16 protein-coding genes are annotated in these 18,035 nt (G+C 61.0%); 2 read left to right on the forward strand and 14 right to left on the reverse strand.

The features are described from left to right. Positions 1-82: 82 nt before the first annotated feature. The gene (locus EI969_RS23375) at positions 83-1,117 is read left to right on the forward strand and encodes an alpha/beta fold hydrolase (protein WP_160389856.1); all 1,035 of its coding nucleotides are present in this window, start codon (positions 83-85) and stop codon (positions 1,115-1,117) included. 14 nt (positions 1,118-1,131) lie between these two features. Here the strand turns inward: EI969_RS23375 and EI969_RS23380 are convergent, their stop codons facing one another. The 7 genes from EI969_RS23380 to EI969_RS23410 all read right to left on the reverse strand — a co-directional run bounded on the left by EI969_RS23380 (position 1,132) and on the right by EI969_RS23410 (position 9,756). Then, the gene (locus EI969_RS23380) at positions 1,132-2,460 is read right to left on the reverse strand and encodes a sigma-54 dependent transcriptional regulator (RefSeq protein WP_160389857.1); all 1,329 of its coding nucleotides are present in this window, start codon (positions 2,458-2,460) and stop codon (positions 1,132-1,134) included. Further along, positions 2,457-4,352, reverse strand: coding sequence for a sensor histidine kinase (locus tag EI969_RS23385; RefSeq protein ID WP_160389858.1), 1,896 nt, complete (start codon positions 4,350-4,352; stop codon positions 2,457-2,459). Before EI969_RS23385 ends, EI969_RS23380 begins: the two co-directional genes overlap by 4 nt. 167 nt (positions 4,353-4,519) lie before the next feature. Beyond that, on the reverse strand, positions 4,520-5,254 hold the full coding sequence (locus EI969_RS23390) for an amino acid ABC transporter ATP-binding protein (protein ID WP_015093699.1): 735 nt from the start codon (positions 5,252-5,254) through the stop codon (positions 4,520-4,522). Further along, the gene (locus tag EI969_RS23395; RefSeq protein ID WP_160389910.1) at positions 5,251-5,922 is read right to left on the reverse strand and encodes an amino acid ABC transporter permease; all 672 of its coding nucleotides are present in this window, start codon (positions 5,920-5,922) and stop codon (positions 5,251-5,253) included. Before EI969_RS23395 ends, EI969_RS23390 begins: the two co-directional genes overlap by 4 nt. Continuing rightward, positions 5,922-6,668 carry an amino acid ABC transporter permease gene (locus EI969_RS23400; RefSeq protein WP_160389860.1) on the reverse strand — a complete coding sequence of 249 codons (747 nt, stop codon included), beginning with the start codon at positions 6,666-6,668 and terminating at the stop codon, positions 5,922-5,924. Before EI969_RS23400 ends, EI969_RS23395 begins: the two co-directional genes overlap by 1 nt. A 193-nt stretch (positions 6,669-6,861) precedes the next feature. After that, complete coding sequence (locus tag EI969_RS23405) at positions 6,862-7,776, reverse strand: glutamate/aspartate ABC transporter substrate-binding protein (protein ID WP_160389862.1); 915 nt, start codon at positions 7,774-7,776, stop codon at positions 6,862-6,864. Positions 7,777-8,130: 354 nt separating this feature from the next. Beyond that, entirely contained in the window at positions 8,131-9,756 is a 1,626-nt protein-coding gene (locus EI969_RS23410) for a glucan biosynthesis protein D (RefSeq protein WP_160389864.1), read from the reverse strand. Between the two features lie 419 nt (positions 9,757-10,175). On the opposite strand from EI969_RS23410, the gene EI969_RS23415 reads away from it, so the two are divergent. Then, positions 10,176-10,361, forward strand: a complete 186-nt coding sequence (locus EI969_RS23415) for a hypothetical protein (protein WP_150717864.1) — start codon at positions 10,176-10,178, stop codon at positions 10,359-10,361. A gap of 38 nt (positions 10,362-10,399) precedes the next feature. Here the strand turns inward: EI969_RS23415 and EI969_RS23420 are convergent, their stop codons facing one another. The 7 genes from EI969_RS23420 to EI969_RS23450 form a co-directional block, all read right to left on the reverse strand. Further along, complete coding sequence (locus EI969_RS23420) at positions 10,400-10,690, reverse strand: type II toxin-antitoxin system RelE/ParE family toxin (protein ID WP_160389866.1); 291 nt, start codon at positions 10,688-10,690, stop codon at positions 10,400-10,402. Then, positions 10,668-10,916: a CopG family ribbon-helix-helix protein gene (locus tag EI969_RS23425; RefSeq protein WP_160389868.1), complete on the reverse strand. Its 249-nt coding sequence runs from the start codon at positions 10,914-10,916 to the stop codon at positions 10,668-10,670. The genes EI969_RS23420 and EI969_RS23425 overlap by 23 nt, the downstream gene beginning before the upstream one ends. A 164-nt stretch (positions 10,917-11,080) precedes the next feature. Further along, positions 11,081-12,943 (reverse strand): NAD(P)-binding protein, encoded by a 1,863-nt coding sequence (locus EI969_RS23430; protein WP_160389869.1) that lies wholly within the window; start codon positions 12,941-12,943, stop codon positions 11,081-11,083. A 63-nt stretch (positions 12,944-13,006) separates the two neighbouring features. Further along, the gene (locus EI969_RS23435) at positions 13,007-14,491 is read right to left on the reverse strand and encodes an APC family permease (RefSeq protein WP_160389870.1); all 1,485 of its coding nucleotides are present in this window, start codon (positions 14,489-14,491) and stop codon (positions 13,007-13,009) included. Positions 14,492-14,697: 206 nt separating this feature from the next. Further along, positions 14,698-16,122, reverse strand: a complete 1,425-nt coding sequence (locus tag EI969_RS23440; protein WP_160389872.1) for a gamma-aminobutyraldehyde dehydrogenase — start codon at positions 16,120-16,122, stop codon at positions 14,698-14,700. 166 nt (positions 16,123-16,288) lie between these two features. Next, the gene (locus EI969_RS23445) at positions 16,289-17,098 is read right to left on the reverse strand and encodes an ABC transporter permease (protein WP_015093712.1); all 810 of its coding nucleotides are present in this window, start codon (positions 17,096-17,098) and stop codon (positions 16,289-16,291) included. Continuing rightward, entirely contained in the window at positions 17,088-18,035 is a 948-nt protein-coding gene (locus EI969_RS23450; protein WP_160389874.1) for an ABC transporter permease, read from the reverse strand. Before EI969_RS23450 ends, EI969_RS23445 begins: the two co-directional genes overlap by 11 nt.

Consider the following 18,035-nt stretch of genomic DNA (forward strand, 5'->3'; position numbering starts at 1 on the left):
TGTCATGGAACTGTGGCAGCGCGCTTGAACAAACTTCATCAGACTCGCGCTCTACTGGGGTTCTGCGTTTTGGTGTTTTTTCATGGGTGCTGCATTCTTTTCACGAATCGTATTTCTGGCCGCGCTGTTGTTCGGCCTGCCTTCCCTGGCGGCTTCGCGTTGTGATGTCAATGTTCCGACCGAACGGGTGGATCTGGCCCAGGTAAGCTTGGCGTACCAGAGCATCGGTCGTGCGTCGGACCCGGCCTTGCTGCTGGTGATGGGCCTGGGCGGGCAGTTGATTCACTGGCCGGACGAGGTGGTGGTCGCTCTGTGCCAGCAGGGTTTCCGGGTGATCCGCTATGACAATCGCGATGTCGGCCTGTCGACCTGGCGGCAAGCTCCGGCCGAAGCCAACCTGACCTTCGAAGTGCTGCGCTACAAACTCGGCTTGCCGGTGTCGGCGCCATACTCGCTGACCGACATGGCTGACGATGGCCTGGGCCTGATGGACGCCTTGCACATCGATCAATTCCACGTGCTGGGCGCCAGCATGGGCGGGATGATCGCCCAGCACATGGCGGCCATGGCACCGCAGCGGGTCGAGAGCCTGACCCTGATCATGACCAGCTCCGGCGCCGAAGGCTTGCCGGCGCCGAGTGCGGCGCTGGTGCAACTACTGGCGCGGCGTGGTGCACCGAACCGCGAGGTGGCCCTGGAACAACAGGCCGACCTGCTGGCGGCGCTGGGCAGTCCGATGGTCACCGACGATCGCCAGGCGCTGCTGCATCAGGCGGCGCAGTCCTATGACCGGGCGTTCAATCCCGAAGGCGTGAAGCGCCAGATCATGGCCATTCTCGCCGAGCCGAGTCGGGTGGCGCTGCTCAATCAGTTGCGGGTGCCGGCGCTGGTGGTGCATGGCACGGCCGACCCGCTGCTGCCGGTGATGCACGGGGTGCATCTGGCGGCGCATCTGCGCGGCAGTCAGTTGATCCTGATTCCGGGCCTGGCCCATCGCTTCCAGGAGGCGTTCAAGGCGCCGTTGCTGGCGGCGGTATTGCCGTACTTGCGCGAGCACCGTGAGGACACTTCGCACTGGGCACAGATCGAGCCTGTGGCCGATCACAATCTCCTCTGATCCCCGGTCACCTGTTAATGGCTCAGGCCGTACTTTTTCACTTTGTCGAACAACGTGGTCTTGGCCATGCCCAGTTCCTGGCTGGCCTGGGTCAGGTTGCCGCCGCTGCGTAGCAAGGCATCGCTGAGCAGGTTGCGCTCGAACGCTTCCACCGCTTCGGCAAAGGCCAGGCCCTGGTTGCTGCTGCCGGCACCGGTTTTCTTGAACGCAGGCAGGCCGAGGGCAAAGCGCTCGGCGACGTTGCGCAGTTCACGCACGTTGCCCGGCCAGTCGTGGCTCATCAGGTTCGATACGGTCTGGTTGTCCAGCTCCGGCGCGATGCGGTCGAAGCGCAGGGATGACTGCTGCAAGAAGTGTTCGAACAGTTGCAGGATGTCTTCGCGGCGCTCGCGCAGGGGTGGCAGTTCCAGGGTCACCACGTTGAGGCGGTAGTACAGGTCGCTGCGGAATTCTCCGGCCTTGCTCGACTCGACGAGGTCGGATTTGGTCGCTGCGATGACGCGGCAATCCACCGCCACGCTCTGGTTCGAACCGAGGCGTTCGAGGGTGCGTTCCTGCAATACCCGCAGCAGTTTGATCTGCAAGGGCAGGGGCATGCTTTCCACTTCGTCGAGGAACAGCGTGCCGCCGTCGGCGTGTTCGATCTTGCCGATCCGGCGTTTGCCCGCACCCGTAAAGGCGTTGGCCTCGTGACCGAAGATTTCGCTTTCGAAGAGGTTTTCCGGCAGACCGCCGCAGTTCAGGGCGACGAACTGCTTGGTGTGCCGCCGACTGAAATCATGCAGGCAGCGCGCAACCAGTTCCTTGCCGGTGCCGGTCTCACCTTCGATCAATACGTTGGCCGAGGTGTCGGCGACGTTGGCGATCAGTTCCCGCAGGTTTTGCATGGCTGGCGAGCGGCCGATGATCCGCCCTTCGAGGGAGTCGCGCTCGGCCAGTTGCCGGCGCAGCGACGACACCTCCCGCGCCAGGCTGCGTTGCTCCAGCGCGCGGCGGGCCACGTCCACCAAACGCTCCGGGGAGAAAGGTTTTTCCATGAAGTCGTAGGCGCCTTTCTGCATCGCGCCAACGGCCATGGAGATGTCGCCGTGCCCGGTGATCAGCACCACCGGCAGGCTGCGGTCGCGGGCCTTGAGGCGGGTCAGCAATTCCAGGCCATCGATGCCCGGCAGGCGAATGTCGCTGACGACGATGCCGGCGAAGTCGTCGCCGACCCGCTCCAGGGCTTCTTCGGCGCTGCCCACGCCAATGCACGGAATGTCTTCCAGGGTCAGCGCCTGTTGGCAGCCGAGCAGCACATGAGGGTCGTCTTCGACGATCAGTACACTAAGGTCGTTGTTCATATTGGCTCGGCGGGAGTGGGGCTTACCAACGGTAAACTGAGGACGAATGCGGTACCACCGCTGGCCGGGTGCTCGACACCCAGGTGACCGCCGGTGGCGGCGGCCAGGCTGGCGGAAAGGGTCAGGCCAAGGCCCAGGCCCTGTTCGCCGGGTTTGGTGGTGAAGAAGGGTTCGAACAGGTGCTTGCGGGCTTCGGCGTCGATGCCGTGGCCATTGTCGCGCACCCGCAGGCGGTATTTGCCATCGAACGCTTCGCCTTCGAGCCACAGTTCGGGTAGCGGCTGCGCTTGCATGGCGTCGAGGGCGTTGCCGATCAGGTTGACCAGGATCTGCTCCAGGCGGGTCTGGTCGATCTGCACCTGCACAGCGTCGAAATGGCGGTGCAGCTGCGTGTTTTTCATTCGTCCATCGAGCAACTGCAACGCCGCGTCCACGCCTTTGCCGAGGCAGGCCTGGCCCTTGTCGTCACCGCGCCGGGCGAACGAGCGCAGGCTGGCGGTGATCCGGCCCATGCGGTCGATCAGTTCGTTGATGGTCTTGAGGTTGGTGCTGGCGACGTCGAGCTGGCCGCGTTCGAGGAAGCGCACGGTATTGCCGGACAAGGTGCGCAGCGCCGCCAGCGGCTGGTTCAGTTCGTGGGCGATGCTGGTGGACATCTGGCCGATGGCCGCGAGTTTTCCGGCCTGTACCAGTTCATCCTGGGCACGGCGCAAGGTCTCTTCGGCGTGCCGGCGTTCGCGGATCTGGCCCTTGAGCCGTTCGTTGCTGGCGCGCAGGTCGGTGGTGCGTTCGGTAATCCGACGCTCCAGCTGATTGTTGGCTTCCTGCAAGGCTTCCCGGGCCGCGAGACGGGTGGCGATCACCTTGCGCCGCTCGTTCCAGGCGATCAGCAGAAAGGCGCAGAGGGCAAAGGCCACCGCCACCAGAATCCCCTGGTTGATCGCTTCGCGGCGCAAGTCCTGGAGCGGCGTGAGCAGGGTGAAGTTCCACGGCGTATCGCTCAAGGGCCGGGTTTGCGACAGGTAGCTGATGTTTTCATCGTCGGCCACCAGCTCGCTGTTGGCCGGGAAGGTGAGTTTTTCCACGCCTTCGGACAGGGTTTCCCGGGCCAGCGGTTGCAGTTCGTTGAGCGGAAACCAGTAGTACTGCAGGCTGCGGGCGAGTTTTTCCTTGGTTTCTTCGCTAAGCGGCAGCACCGATTTCAAACGCCGGGCCGGATCGCTGGACAGAATGATGATGCCGTTTTCGTCGCTGACGAAGGCTTCCAGGCGTGCCCGTTGCCAGCGTTCTTCCATGGCTTCGAGGCGGACCTTGACCACCGCGACGCCGATGATCTTGCCGTGTTCTTCCAGGCCATGGGCCAGGTAGTAACCGGGTTCGCCGTTGGTACTGCCGATGCCATAGAAACGCCCGGGCTGACCGCGCACGGCGTTCTGGAAATAGGCGCGAAAGGACAGGTCTTCACCCAGGTAACTGTCGACATCGCGCCAGTTGCTGGTGGCCATGACGCGGCCGGTGGTGTCCATCACGTAGATGGCCCGACTGCGGCTGCGCCGGTTCAGGCCTTCGAGGTAATCGTTGACCGCTTGCCGGTGTTCCGGGGTCGGGTCGGCCAGCAGCTGCGAAACACTGGTTTCGAGTTCCAGCAGGCTGGGCAGGTAGGTGTATTTGCTGATTTCGCTTTCGACGGCGCGGGCGTGCAGTTCCAGCTGGCGCTGGCCGTTCTCGCCGAGGCTGCGGATGCCGTAGTGCTCACTGATCCAGAAGCCGATATAACCCAGGCCGATCATCATGGCGATGATCAGCGGCGGCAGGAACAAATGACGAACCAGGCGGGGTTTCACGGCGAGTGATGGCGACGTTGCGCGATAAAGATTGGGGTCGCATTTCATCACAGATGCCTTGGGTCAACCACAACACAAATCTGCAAGCCACCGCCGCCCCCTGTGGGAGCGAGCTTGCTCGCGATGACTTCATCACAGTCAACATTGATGTTGAATGTCAGTCCGCTATCGCGAGCAAGCTCGCTCCCACAGGGGATTGGTGAGGCTTCGAGCTCTTAGTGCTGCAGAATCTTGTTGAGGAAGTGCTGTGTACGCTCGGCACGGTGGCTGATGTCGCCGAAGAACTCTTCTTTCTTGCAGTCTTCGATGATCTTGCCCTGGTCCATGAAGATCACGCGGTCGGCCACTTTACGGGCGAAGCCCATTTCGTGGGTCACGCACATCATGGTCATGCCTTCGTGGGCCAGTTGCACCATCACGTCGAGCACTTCGTTGACCATTTCCGGGTCGAGCGCCGAGGTCGGTTCATCGAACAGCATGACGATGGGGTCCATCGCCAGCGCACGGGCAATCGCCACACGCTGCTGCTGACCACCGGACAGTTGGCCCGGGTGCTTGTGCGCATGAGCCGACAGGCCTACACGCTCGAGCAGTTGCAGGCCTTTCTTGGTCGCCTCTTCCTTGCTGCGACCCAACACCTTGATCTGCGCGATGGTCAGGTTTTCGGTGATGGTCAGGTGCGGGAACAGCTCGAAGTGCTGGAACACCATGCCCACGCGCGAACGCAGTTTCGGCAGGTTGGTCTTCGGGTCGGCGATGGAGGTGCCGTCGACCACGATGTCGCCTTTCTGGAACGGTTCCAGCGCGTTGACGCACTTGATCAGGGTCGATTTGCCGGAACCGGATGGCCCGCACACCACGATCACTTCGCCTTTTTTGACCTCGGTGCTGCAATCAGTCAGTACCTGGAAGTCCCCATACCACTTGTTGATGCTTTTGATAGAGATCATACGGCGAACCTTTTTTGCAGACGCTTGACCAGCTGCGAGGCGGCAAAGCTGATGATGAAGTACACGAGACCCGCGAAAATCAGGAACTCATTGGAGCGGCCAATGATGTCGCCACTGGCGCGCGAAGCATTGAGGAAGTCCACCAGGCCGACCGCGTAGACCAGCGAGGTGTCCTGAAACAGGATGATGCTCTGCTGCAGCAGCAGCGGTGTCATCTTGCGGAACGCTTGCGGCAGGATGATCAGGCGCATCATCTGGCCGTAGCTCATGCCAAGGGCCTGGGCGGCGCCCATTTGACCTTTTGGAATCGACTGCACACCGGCGCGGACGATTTCGCAGAAGTACGCCGCTTCGAACATCATGAAGGCCACGATGCACGAGGCGAACGCGCCGATCGGGGTGTCTTCGCCGGTGATCCAGCGCAGCACGAACGGCACCGCCAGGTAGAACCAGGTGATCACCAGCAGCAACGGGATCGAACGGAAGTAGTTGACGTAGGCGCCGGCCAGGTTCGACAGCAGTTTGTTGTGCGACAGACGGCACAGCGCCAGGAGGGTGCCGAGAATGATCCCGCCGACCACGCCCATGGCCATCAGCTTGAGGGTCATGACCATGCCGTTCCACAGGCCTGGCAGGGACGGGATGATGCCCGAGAAGTCGAATTCCATCATTTACCCCCTACGGAGATCAGGCCCGGTACGGCGACTTTCTTCTCGACCAGGCGCATCAGCAACATCAGGCTCATGTTCAGGGTGAAGTAGATCAGCGTGGCCAGGGTAAAGGCTTCGAACAGGTTGGCGGAGAACTCGGCGGTCTGTTTGGTCTGCGCGAGCAATTCCATCAAGCCGATCAGCGAGGCCACGGAAGTATTCTTGAACACGTTCAAGAATTCCGAGGTAAGCGGCGGAATGATGATCCGGTAGGCTTGGGGCAGCAGCACGTTCCAGTAGATCTGCGGCAGCTTGAAACCCATGGCGCGGGCCGCGGATTCCTGGCCTTTTGGCAGGGCCTGGATACCGGTGCGTACCTGTTCGCAAACGCGGGCGGTGGTGAACAGGCCCAGGCACACGACGACGCTGAGGAACGCCGAGGTGGTCGGGTTCAGGTCCTGCTTGTACCACTCTTGCAGGTCCGCCGGCAGCAGGTCGGGTACCAGGAAGTACCAGATGAACAGCTGAACCAGCAGCGGCACGTTACGGAAGAGTTCGACGTAGCAGGTGGCGATGCCCGATACGATGCGGTTCGGCACGGTACGCATGACGCCCAGGATCGAGCCCAGTGTCAGGGCGATGATCCAGGCCGCGATGGCGATGGCGATGGTCCAGCCCAGACCGGTCACGTACCAGTCGAGATAGGTCTCGCTGCCCACGCCGGTGGACTTGAAGAACACGCCCCAGTCCCAGTTGTAATTCATTAGGGTCTCCCCTCAGTTCGATCGATGTACAAGTGCCCGCTTGGGGGAAGCTCCGTTCCCGCCCGACTGGAGAGTCAGGCACACGCGATCGGCTCGACAGCCACCGGTCCGAGTGTTTCCAAAAAATGCCAGCAGGAAGTGACCACCTCCTGAAAGGGCGAGGGCCCTTTCAGGAGATAAGGTTAGTCAGAAATCAGGACTTCTTGTCGTCAGCCGCTTTGTCGGTCGGATTGGCGATCAGGGCCTTGAGTTCGTCGCTCATCGGGAAGTTCAGGTTCAGGCCTTTTGGCGGGATTGGCTGCATGAACCATTTTTCGTAGATCTTGTTGATCTCGCCCGATGCGTAGGTGGCCTTGATGGCGTCATCCACAGCCTTTTTGAACGGCTCGTCGCCTTTGCGCACCATGCAGCCGTAGATTTCGTAGGACTGTGGAGTGCCGGTCACGGCCCAGTCGCTGGCCTTCTTGGCCTTGGCCGCTTCACCGGCCAGCAGGGCGTCGTCCATCATGAAGGCCACTGCGCGGCCGGTTTCCAGCATCTGGAAGGACTCGCCGTGGTCTTTGGCAGAGATGACGTTCATGCCCATCTGCTTGTCGGCGTTCATTGCCTTGAGCAGACGCTCGGACGTGGTGCCGGCGGTGGTCACGACGTTCTTGCCGGCCAGGTCAGGGAAATCCTTGTACTTGGAGTCTGCCTTGGACAGCAGGCGGGTACCGATTTCGAAGATGCCGACGGAGAAGTCGACTTGCTGCTGACGCTCGACGTTGTTGGTGGTGGAGCCGCACTCGAGGTCCACGGTGCCGTTCTGCACCAGCGGGATACGGGTTTGCGAAGTCACCAGGTTGTACTTGACCTGGAGGTTCGGCAAGTCGAGGTCTTTTTTCAGCGCTTCGACGACTTTCAACTGGATGTCGTGGGAGTAGCCGACCGGTTTGCCGGTAGCGTCCGCAATGTAGGAAAACGGAATGGAAGCGTCGCGATGGCCCAGGGTGATGGTGCCGGACTCTTTGATCTTCTTCAGGGTGCCGGTGAGTTCGGCGGCGAAAACCGGAGTGCTGATCAGAGCGGCAGCAATGGCTGCGCCCAGGATATGGGGAACGATGCGCATCAAATTTTCCTCGACTTTGTTTTTTTTATGGAGCCAGTTCATCGGCCCTTTTGTGCTGCAAAACACCTGAGCGCGATGATGAGTACGCGCAAAGGACATTCGTCGAAGAAGTGTAGAGCATGACTCGTGCCAGACCAGTGCTGATACATCAAGATATTGATTTATAAGGAAATAAAATATTTTTTTGCGCGAATATTGAAGCCCTGTGGTCCGGTTAACCGAACCGACCCGCAGGTCGCGTTCGGAAAACCGAATGGCGGGGCTGTTCGTAGGAGCCGGCTTGCCGGTGATAGCGGTCTCCAGATCGCCATCGCCGGAACGCCGCCCGCAGCAAGCCGGCTACAGGGATGTATGTCAGGGATATTTGCGCTTGTCGGGGGCCGGCGGGAAGTACTGGTACAACCAGGTCTCGCTCAGTGTGCGATCGTTGGTGCGGATGAACAGGCGCAGTTCGACGGGCTCCACGCTGTCATTGGTGGGGTACCAGTCAAACAGGACACGGTAACCTTTGATGTCATCGAGTTTCAGGATGCTGAAATCCTTGACTTCGCCGTTCGAACAAGTGACGACCGGCTCGATGCCCGCGCCCTCGGGCAAGCGGTCCAGGCCGCCGCCGGTGAAGTCCACGGCGAAGCGACGGGCCCAGACGGGCGGGTAGTGCTCGCCCGGCGCCCAGCCTTCGGTGAAGCCGCCCATCCCGGAGCGGGTGGCGTTGACTCGCGCCAGCGGTGTGCCGACCGGTGGCAATGCGCTCCAGTAGAGCTTGTAGCCGTAGTTCAGCGAGTCGCCTGCAGCCACCGGTTTCTTGGGTGTCCAGAAGGCGACGATGTTGTCCATGGTTTCGCCGGTGGTGGGGATCTCCAGCAAATCCACCGAGCCTTCGCCCCAGGCCGTGGTCGGTTCGACCCACAGGCTCGGGCGGCGGCTGTACCAGTCGACGGTGTCCTGATAGCTGGCGAACTCGTGGTCGGTCTGCACCAGGCCGAAACCCTTCGGGTCCGTGTCGGCGAAAGCGTTGAATTGCAGGGTCGCCGGGTTGTTCAGCGGGCGGCAGATCCACTCGCCGTTGCCGCGCCACATGGCCAGGCGATCGGAGTCGTGGATTTGCGGGTGAATGGTGTCGCACATCCGCCGTTCGTGGGTGCCGCAGCTGAACATGCTGGTCATCGGCGCGATGCCAAGCTGGTCGATGGCGGTGCGTGCGTTGACGTGGGCGTCGACCTCCATCACCACGCGCTCGGCCTGGCAATCGATATCAAAGCGGTAGGCACCGGTGGCGCTCGGCGAGTCGAGCAGGGCGTAGACCACGAAGCGGGTGCTGTTCTTGTCCGGCGTCTCGAACCAGAACTTGGTGAAGTCGGGGAATTCTTCACGCTTTTTGGCGTAGGTGTCGATGGCCAGGCCACGAGCCGACAGGCCATATTGGCCAGTGGCATCCACTGCGCGGAAATAGCTGGCGCCGAGGAAGGACACCACATCGTGCTTGTCCAGTTCAGGGGCCTTGAACAGCTTGAAACCGGAGAAACCCAGGTCGCCCTTGAGCTGTGCGGTGTCGACCGTGGTGTTTTCATAGTTGAACAAGGACGGGCGGAAATGCACCTCGCGGGCCATCCGGGTTTTCGGGTCGACGCTGTACATGCGCACCGGCTGCTTGAACCCCATGCCGACGTGGAAGAACTGCACGTCCAGCTGGCCCTTGTTCTCTTTCCATAGCGAATGGTCGCCGTCGTAGCGGATCGCATTGAAGTTCTGCGGCGTCATGCTCGCCAGGGTCGGCGGCAACTGTTGCTTGGTGTCCTGGTAGCGATTGCTGGCGAGCTGTTTGGCCTGGAGCTTCAGCGCCTCGAAATCGAACGCGCTGGCCTCGCCGTCAGCGGTGCCGCTGGCGGCCCAGGCTTGGGTGGCCAACAGGCCCGTGGCGGACAAGCCGGTGTAGGCCGCGATAGCCATGGAGGCTTTGAGCAAGTTCCTGCGGTGCATAAATACAACCTGTCGTGAGCAATCCCGCGCCGTTCCTGGCACGTGCTGGATCAGAAATATCGGTTCGGACATGCCTTCGGCCAAACGCAACGGACTTTTTAACAGATGCCCGATAGCTTAAACCGTTCGATTGCAGAGCAAAATTGATTGATGGCATTGCGCTGGCTCGGCAATGAAACAAGACATGTCGGGAAACAATTCCGACAGTGGTTTCTGATTTAGAGGGCATTTCTGCTTTTTTCGACTAATTACTCTAAAAACTGCTTTTCAGCGCCCGGAATATTTCTATTCTGTGCACATGACCGGTTTATGCCCTTCGGGCCGGTGCGGTTCAGTTGGCACGAGTCGCTGCTGAAAAAGGGTTAGGGCGATGCGGTTTTTTTGCAGTTTTCTTTGACGTATAGAGAAGGACATCGTCCATGTCGAAAGTACAAGGCATTACCGAAATGTTGGGAATCTTTCCGTGCCTGGCCATGGGGCGACGCAGGCGTCGGCTCAATAACGAGGAAATGAAGTTGGTGGAGCGCTATCGGGAGTTGTCAGAGAACGACAGGATTGCGATGAGGTATCTGGTGGATGCGATGAGGAGTGTTTCGAGGTTTTGAAGAAAGGGGGGCATCCCGTCCTGGCTGGATGCCCTCATCTACCAATCCTCAGAGCGCTCGGATCGCTGATGCAATACGCGCAGCACTTGTACCTGGCCTTGGGAAAATCGGTAAGGGGCGATAAAGGGAAAACGGCCAAGTACCAACTCTCGGACATCGGGCATGCCTGAAGGCCTGCCCGAGCCGGGAAACTGTTCCAACAGTTCAAGGGATTGCAACATCGTGGAAATGATTTCGAGAGCGGCTTTTGTGCCAACTACCTTTCGGTAGTGCTCGTTGATGGCTTCGAGATCGCTTTCGGCTTTTTCAGTCAGTACTACGCTCGGCACGTTTTGCCCACTTAGCCTTCACGGCATCCAGATCGGTGAGTTTCCCCGCGTTGGCATCGGCGATGCCGTCACTGATGGCTTGCAGATGCCAGGACTCGGCTTCCACATATCGAACCAGTGCACGCTTGAGATGGTACTGACGATCTCTGTCGGTCGCCGCAGCCAATAAATCCAGCTGCTGAGCCAATTGTTCTTCGACGCGAAAAGACAAAACGGGTGAGGCCATGATGGCTCTCCTAAGGTGTATACGCTGTAAACGACGTAAACACCCTAGGCCGAGTCGGGATTTTCGTCAACCGCAGGCGTGCATGGGCTGTACGAAACTCTAGTGTGGTAAACACCAACGGGAGAGAGGGATGTGTTGCCGGATGCTAATGCATCGGAATGCGGTTAGCCGACTTCCCCCACCGCCCGATACGCCTCATCGATCGCCGCATGGGCATAAGCGCTCCAAGCCGCGTCCGAGTTGGCGATGCTCACCCGTCCTACTGGCTGACGTGCCAGTTCCATCAGTTTCTCGCTCTCGTCGGCGTCGTCGTACAGGCTGTTGGAGAAGTACGCGTAGCCGTGTGACCAGCGGTTGACGGTGATGGCGAGGATGTCGGTTTCGTGGTTGAAGCCGCCAGGGCCGAGCATGCGTTGCAGTTGGTCGCGCAGTTGCGCTTCCAGTTGTTCGAAGCTCTGGCCGTACAAACGGCCACGGCCGGCGCGGGCCTGGTCGCGGGCGTTCATGCCGCTGTTGGGGCTGGTGGGCACGTAGACCATGTGCAGGCCGATCGGCTGTGTCGGGTCTTTCGGGTGGTCGTAACCGCCCATGCTCACCGGGTAGTCGAGTTTGATGCGGCTGTAGGGTTGGGTCGCCGCATAGATTTCATGCACGCCGAGCTTCTGGAACGACTGCCAGTTGCGGATCACCACCTTGGTGTAGACCAGCGGGAACTTCACGTTCTGGCTCAGGGCATGGGATTGCTCAGGCGGCAAGTCGCGCAGCAGGTACGGGATGATCATGTTGTAGCAGGCCATGATGCAGTGTTTGCCGCGCACCTGGCTGAGCTGGCCGCCACGGCTGTAGCCGACGTTCACGCCGCTGCCGACGTTGCGTACGCTCACCGCTGTACTGTTCAGGCGAATGCGTACCGGGGCTTTGGCCTGATCGAGTCTGGCGTAGTCGAACGGGGCCAGGACGATGTCGTCCATGGTGTGGCCTGGCGCCACGGCCGGAATCAGGCTGCGCACCAGCAAGCGCGCCAGCGAGGCGTTGCCGTCGGGGAAGTGGTAGATGTAGGGCTCTTCCATTTCCGCCTGGGCTTCTTCGCTGATCGGCTCCAGATTCATCGCGCTGAAACCTGGGAAACCGACCGAGTAGGCGTCGGACGCGGCGACCGCGTCGATGCTCAGGGCCATGAAGTCGTTGGTACGGCTCTGGAAGTACTTCACCGCTTGTGCCGACAGTCCTACGTCCTTGAGCAGGAAGTCCTGATAGCTGGTGGCTTCCAGGTGGGCGGTTTTTTCCTCGGTGGTTTTGCCGGCCAAGTAATCCTTGGGTGTCATGTGCAAGGCGATCAACGCCTGGCGGTCGGCTTCCGGCAACGGGAAGTCGTTGATGAAGTCCGGGATGGCGCGGGCGTGCAACTGGTCGGGGGCGATGTCGTCGGCCACCATCGGCGTCGGGTCGCCGGTCACCAGTTTGTCTTCGCCGAAGTTTTCCTTGTCGAAGAACACCCCGCGGGACAGGCCCAGGCCAGGGTAGAACTGGCGATCAAAGGCTGTCTCGAAGCGCTTGATGTTCACGCCGAGTTTCTTCAGCAGGCCGTTCACTTCCTTGCTGTACAGATGGTTCGGCGACTGGAAGGCTTCACTGCCGCCGTAGCCGATGATCATGCGACCACCGGCGGAGAATTCGTTGCGCTTGGCGTGACCGCCGAAGTCGTCGTGGTTTTCCAGAATCAGGATGCGCGCTTTCGGATGTTTCTCACGGTAGAACCACGCAGCGGACAGACCGCTGAGGCCGCCTCCTACCACCACCAGGTCATATTCTTCGGTGATCGGCAGCTTGTCGGTGTCGAAGACCTTTTTCTCCCAGCCCATCTGGTGGGCAATTTCGAACGAGCCGACGTGGCTGCCCCGCAGGCCGGTGAGGGCCGGTGGGTAGTAGCGCCCGTCGGGGGCGGCCTGGAGAAGTTGCATAGGAGTCATGCCGGCAGCGATGGTGACAGCGACGCCGTTGAGAAAGTCGCGGCGGGTGATATCCATATTTCTTCCTTGTTGGTGTTTTTAGATCGCCCCGGCGCCATGTCGGCACCGGGGCGAATGCCGTTACCGGCTGACTTTCCAGGCATCGCCCGCAGGTGCCTTGCCGTGGTCATACGGCTTGGCAATCCACATGTAGAGCAGGCCCAGGCCAATGACGATGGCGGTACTGAGCACCATCGCGTAGTTGATGTACCACGCAGCGTCCGGCGTACGTGGCCAGGCCATGTTGATGATTGCCCCGACACCATAGACCAGCGCGCCGATGTTCACCGCCCAGCCCCAGGCGCCGAGGGTGAATTTGCCGCTCGGTTTCCAGCCCTTCATGCGCGCATACAGGGCCGCCAGCACGATCATCTGGAACGCGAGGTAGATACCGATCGCCGCGAAGCTGACGATGGTGGCGACCGCGTCCTGCAGGAAGAAGCCGAGGATGATGATGAGCGCCGGCAGGACGCCAGAGACGAACAGCGCGGCAACCGGAACCTGAGTCGTAGGAGAAATCTTCTTCAGCAGTCGGCTGCCGATGACCATTTCGTCACGGGCGTAGGAATACAGCAGACGACTGGCCGCTGCTTGCAGGCTGATCACGCAGGAGATGAAGGAAATCATCACCACACCCATCACGACTTTCGAACCCACTGGCCCGAATGCGTTGTTGAGGATGGTGGTTACCGGGTCCTTGTCGGTGCCGTTGATCACCGCTTGCATGTCCGGCACCGCGAGGATCAGCGCCAGGCAGGCGAACATCGCCGCGACGCCGCCGATGTAGATGGTCATGCGCATGGCAATCGGGATTTGCTTGCTCGGGTTCGGGGTTTCTTCGGCCACATCGCCGCAGGCCTCGAAGCCGTAATACAGGAACATCCCCGCCAGCGAAGCGGTGAGGAACGCCGGCAGGTACGAGCCGTCGACGCTGATGTCGAAGGTGTTGAACAACACGCTGAGCGGTTGATGACGCTCGAAGATCAGCAGGTACACGCCAACGATCACCGCGCCGACCAATTCGCAGAGGAAGCCGAACATGGCAATGCGCGCCAGCACTTTGGTGCCGCTGAGGTTGACCAGGGTGGCGAACAGCGTCAGAAACAGGGCGATGATGATGTTGGTGTTGTTGCTCGGCTCAAAGCCCATCATGGCGGCGAGGTACGGACCGGCACCCACGGCAACCGCCGCGATGGTCACGCACAGGGCGATGGAGTAGATCCAGCCAACCATCCACGCCCAGCGCTTGCCCACCAGGCGACGGGCCCATGGGTACACACCGCCGGAAATCGGGAACTGCGAAACCACTTCGCCGAAGATCAGGCACACCAGCAACTGGCCGCAACCGACCAGCAGGTAAGCCCAGAACATCGGTGGCCCGCCTGCGGCCAGGCACAGGCCGAACAGGGTATAAACGCCGACGACCGGGGACAGGTAGGTGAAGCCCAGGGCGAAGTTTTCCCACAGGCTCATGCTGCGATTGAAGTTGGAGGTGTAACCCAGTTTGCGTAGTTGCTCGGCATCGCTGTCGGCAACGACTGCAGAGAGATCGGGTGATGCACTCATGTGTGTTTGCTCCGGAAAATCGGCAGATTTCGGATGTCCGAAACCGTGGCGGGGCCTTGGGAGCGCCGCCCGGATCAGTGGTTATTGTTTTGTCTTCTTTGGGGTGGAGCCTGGTGGTGCGTATTGCCGGTTTCTGCCTTGAAACCGGGGTGACCCAATCGCGGGCAAGCCCGCTCCCACAGGGATCGGGTTTGCCTGAAAGGTTTTTAATGCTTGAACATCACATGCCGAACGACTGTGTAGTCCTCGAGCCCGTACATGGACATGTCCTTGCCATACCCGGACAGTTTCTGACCACCATGAGGCATTTCGCTGACCAGCATGAAGTGCGTATTCACCCAGGTGCAGCCGTACTGCAAGCGCGCCGACAGGCGATGGGCGCGGCCGACGTCGGCGGTCCACACCGAGGACGCCAGGCCGTAGTCCGAGTCGTTGGCCCAGCCCAGCACTTGCGCTTCATCGCTGAACTGGGTCACCGACACCACCGGCCCGAACACCTCGCGACGGACGATTTCGTCGTCCTGTTGTGCATCGGCCAACACGGTCGGTTCGAAGAAGAAGCCGTTGCCTTCGACCGCCTTGCCGCCAGTGATCAAGCGAATGTGCGGCTGGGCGATGGCGCGCTCGACGAAACCGGCAACGCGGTCGCGGTGTTGCGCGGTGATCAGCGGGCCGAGTTCGGTCGACGGGTCATCCTGCAGGCCGTACTTGATGCTGCTGACGGCGGCGCCGAGTTTCTCCACGAACTTGTCGTAGATGCCTGCCTGGGCATAGATGCGGCAGGCGGCGGTGCAGTCTTGCCCTGCGTTGTAGAAACCGAAGGTGCGGATGCCTTCGACGGCGGCATCGATGTCGGCGTCGTCGAAGATGATCACCGGGGCCTTGCCGCCCAGTTCCATGTGCATGCGTTTGACGCTGTCGGCGGTGCTGGAAATGATGTTCGAGCCGGTGGCGATCGACCCGGTCAGCGACACCATGCGCACTTTCGGGTGAGTGACCAGCGGGCTGCCGACACTAGGACCACGGCCGAACACCAGGTTGAGCACGCCCGCGGGGAAGATTTCCGACGCCAGTTCGGCCAGGCGCAGGGCGGTCAGCGGGGTTTGTTCCGACGGCTTGAGCACCACGGTATTGCCGGCGGCCAGGGCCGGGGCGATTTTCCAGGCGACCATCATCAACGGGTAGTTCCACGGCGCGATGGAGGCGATCACGCCCACCGGGTCGCGGCGGATCATCGAGGTATGCCCCGGCAGGTACTCGCCACCGGCCGAACCGCTCATGCAACGGCTGGCGCCGGCAAAGAAGCGGAACACGTCGGCAATCGCCGGGATCTCGTCGTTCAGTGCGGCGCTGTAGGGTTTGCCGCAGTTGTCCGATTCCAGCTTGGCCAGTTCTTCGCCGTGGGCCTCGATGGCGTCGGCGAGTTTGAGCAGCAGCAGCGAACGTTCTTTCGGCGGGGTCTGCGACCAGCTATCGAACGCGGCATCGGCAGCGCGCACGGCGGCATCGACCTGGGCTTCGCTGGCTTCGTTGATTTCCACCAGCACACGGCCGAGCGCCGGGTTGAATACAGGTTGGGCGGGGCCTTCGCCGTCTTGCAGTTGGCCGTTGATCAGTAATTTGGTTTGCATGTTCATGTCCTCTTTGGCGCTTTTATTGTTCTGTAGAAACCGGATCACTGTAGGAGCGAGCCTGCTCGCGAAGAACGTCAGAGCGCCGCGTTCATCCAGGCAGCCCTCGTCATCGTTAACGTTTTTCGCGAGCAGGCTCGCTCCTACAGGAGATGTTGGTCGTCAGTTATTTCCCACCGCTACCCGCAACGCTTTCGCCGCCACGGGTCAGGTAATAGGCACCAAGAATCGGCAGCATGGTCACGATCATCACCAGCATCGCCACGACGTTGGTCACCGGCACGTCCCGTGGGCGGCTGAGCTGGTTGAGCAGCCACAGCGGCAGGGTGCGTTCATGGCCGGCGGTGAAGGTGGTGACGATGATTTCGTCGAACGACAGCGCGAACGCCAACATGCCGCCGGCCAGCAACGCCGAGCCGAGGTTCGGCAGGATGATGTAGCGGAAGGTCTGCCAACCGTCGGCACCGAGGTCCATCGACGCTTCGATCAAACTGTGGGAAGTGCGACGCAAGCGGGCGATGACGTTGTTGTAGACGATCACCACGCAGAAGGTCGCGTGGCCGACGATGATGGTGAACATCCCAGGTTCGATGCCCAGCGTCTTGAAGGTAGCCAGCAACGCGATCCCGGTGATGATCCCCGGCAGGGCAATCGGCAGGATCAGCATCAGCGAGATGCCCTGCTTGCCGAAGAAGTCCCGGCGATACAACGCGGCCGAAGCCAATGTGCCGAGGACCATGGCGATCAACGTGGCAATCGAGGCGATCTGCAACGACAGCTTGATGGCTTCGAGCACGTCCGGCCGCGAGAACGCCACGCCGATCCACTTCCAAGTGAAGCCCTTGGGCGGAAAGCTGAACGCTGCGTCTTCGGTGTTGAAGGCGTACAGGAAGATGATCAGGATCGGGAAGTGCAGGAACACCAACCCGCCCCAGGCGGCAATGCGCAGGCCCAGGGAAGCTTTTTCAGAGTGCATCGAAGGCCCCCAGACGTTTGACGATGGACAGGTAGATGGCGATCAGCACGATCGGCACCAGGGTGAAGGCGGCGGCCATCGGCATATTGCCGATCGCGCCCTGCTGGGCATACACCATGCTGCCGACGAAGTAGCCGGGCGGGCCCACCAGTTGCGGCACGATGAAGTCGCCCAGGGTCAGCGAAAACGTGAAGATCGAACCTGCGGCAATGCCCGGGATCGACAGCGGCAGGATCACTTGCATGAAGGTCTGGCGCGGCTTCGCCCCGAGGTCGGCGGAGGCTTGCAGCAGCGACGGCGGCAGGCGTTCCAGCGAGGCCTGGATCGGCAGGATCATGAATGGCAGCCAGATGTAGACGAACACCATGAAGCGCCCCAGGTGCGAGGTCGACAAGGTGCTGCCGCCCACCCCCGGAATGCCCAGCACGAACTGCAGGACCGGCTCCAGCCCCAGGTGCTGCACGAACCACTGCGCCACGCCACCCTTGGCCAGCAGCAGCGTCCAGGCGTAGGCCTTGACGATGTAGCTGGCCCACATCGGCATCATCACCGCGATGTAGAAAAACGCCTTGGTCTTGCCCGTGGTGTAGCGCGCCATGTAGTAGGCAATCGGGAATGCGACGATGGCGCTGGCGATCGACACGACGATCGCCATGCCCAGGGTGCGCAGGATGATGTCGAAGTTCGAGGGCTGGAACAGCGCCGCGAAGTTGGCCAGGGTCAGGTCAGGAGTGACCGCCATGGTGAAGTCATCGAAGGTGTAGAAACCTTGCCACAGCAGGGTCAGCAGCGAACCGAGGTAGATCGCGCCGAACCAGATCAGCGGTGGCACCAGCAGCATCGACAGGTACAGGTTCGGCCGGCGATACAGCAGGTTGGAGAACCGGCGCAACGGCGAGCCGCCCGACGGGTTTTGAGAGATAGCCAAGGTGTTCAT

The organism is Pseudomonas sp. PB101 (assembly GCF_009764265.1).
GTDB lineage: Bacteria > Pseudomonadota > Gammaproteobacteria > Pseudomonadales > Pseudomonadaceae > Aquipseudomonas.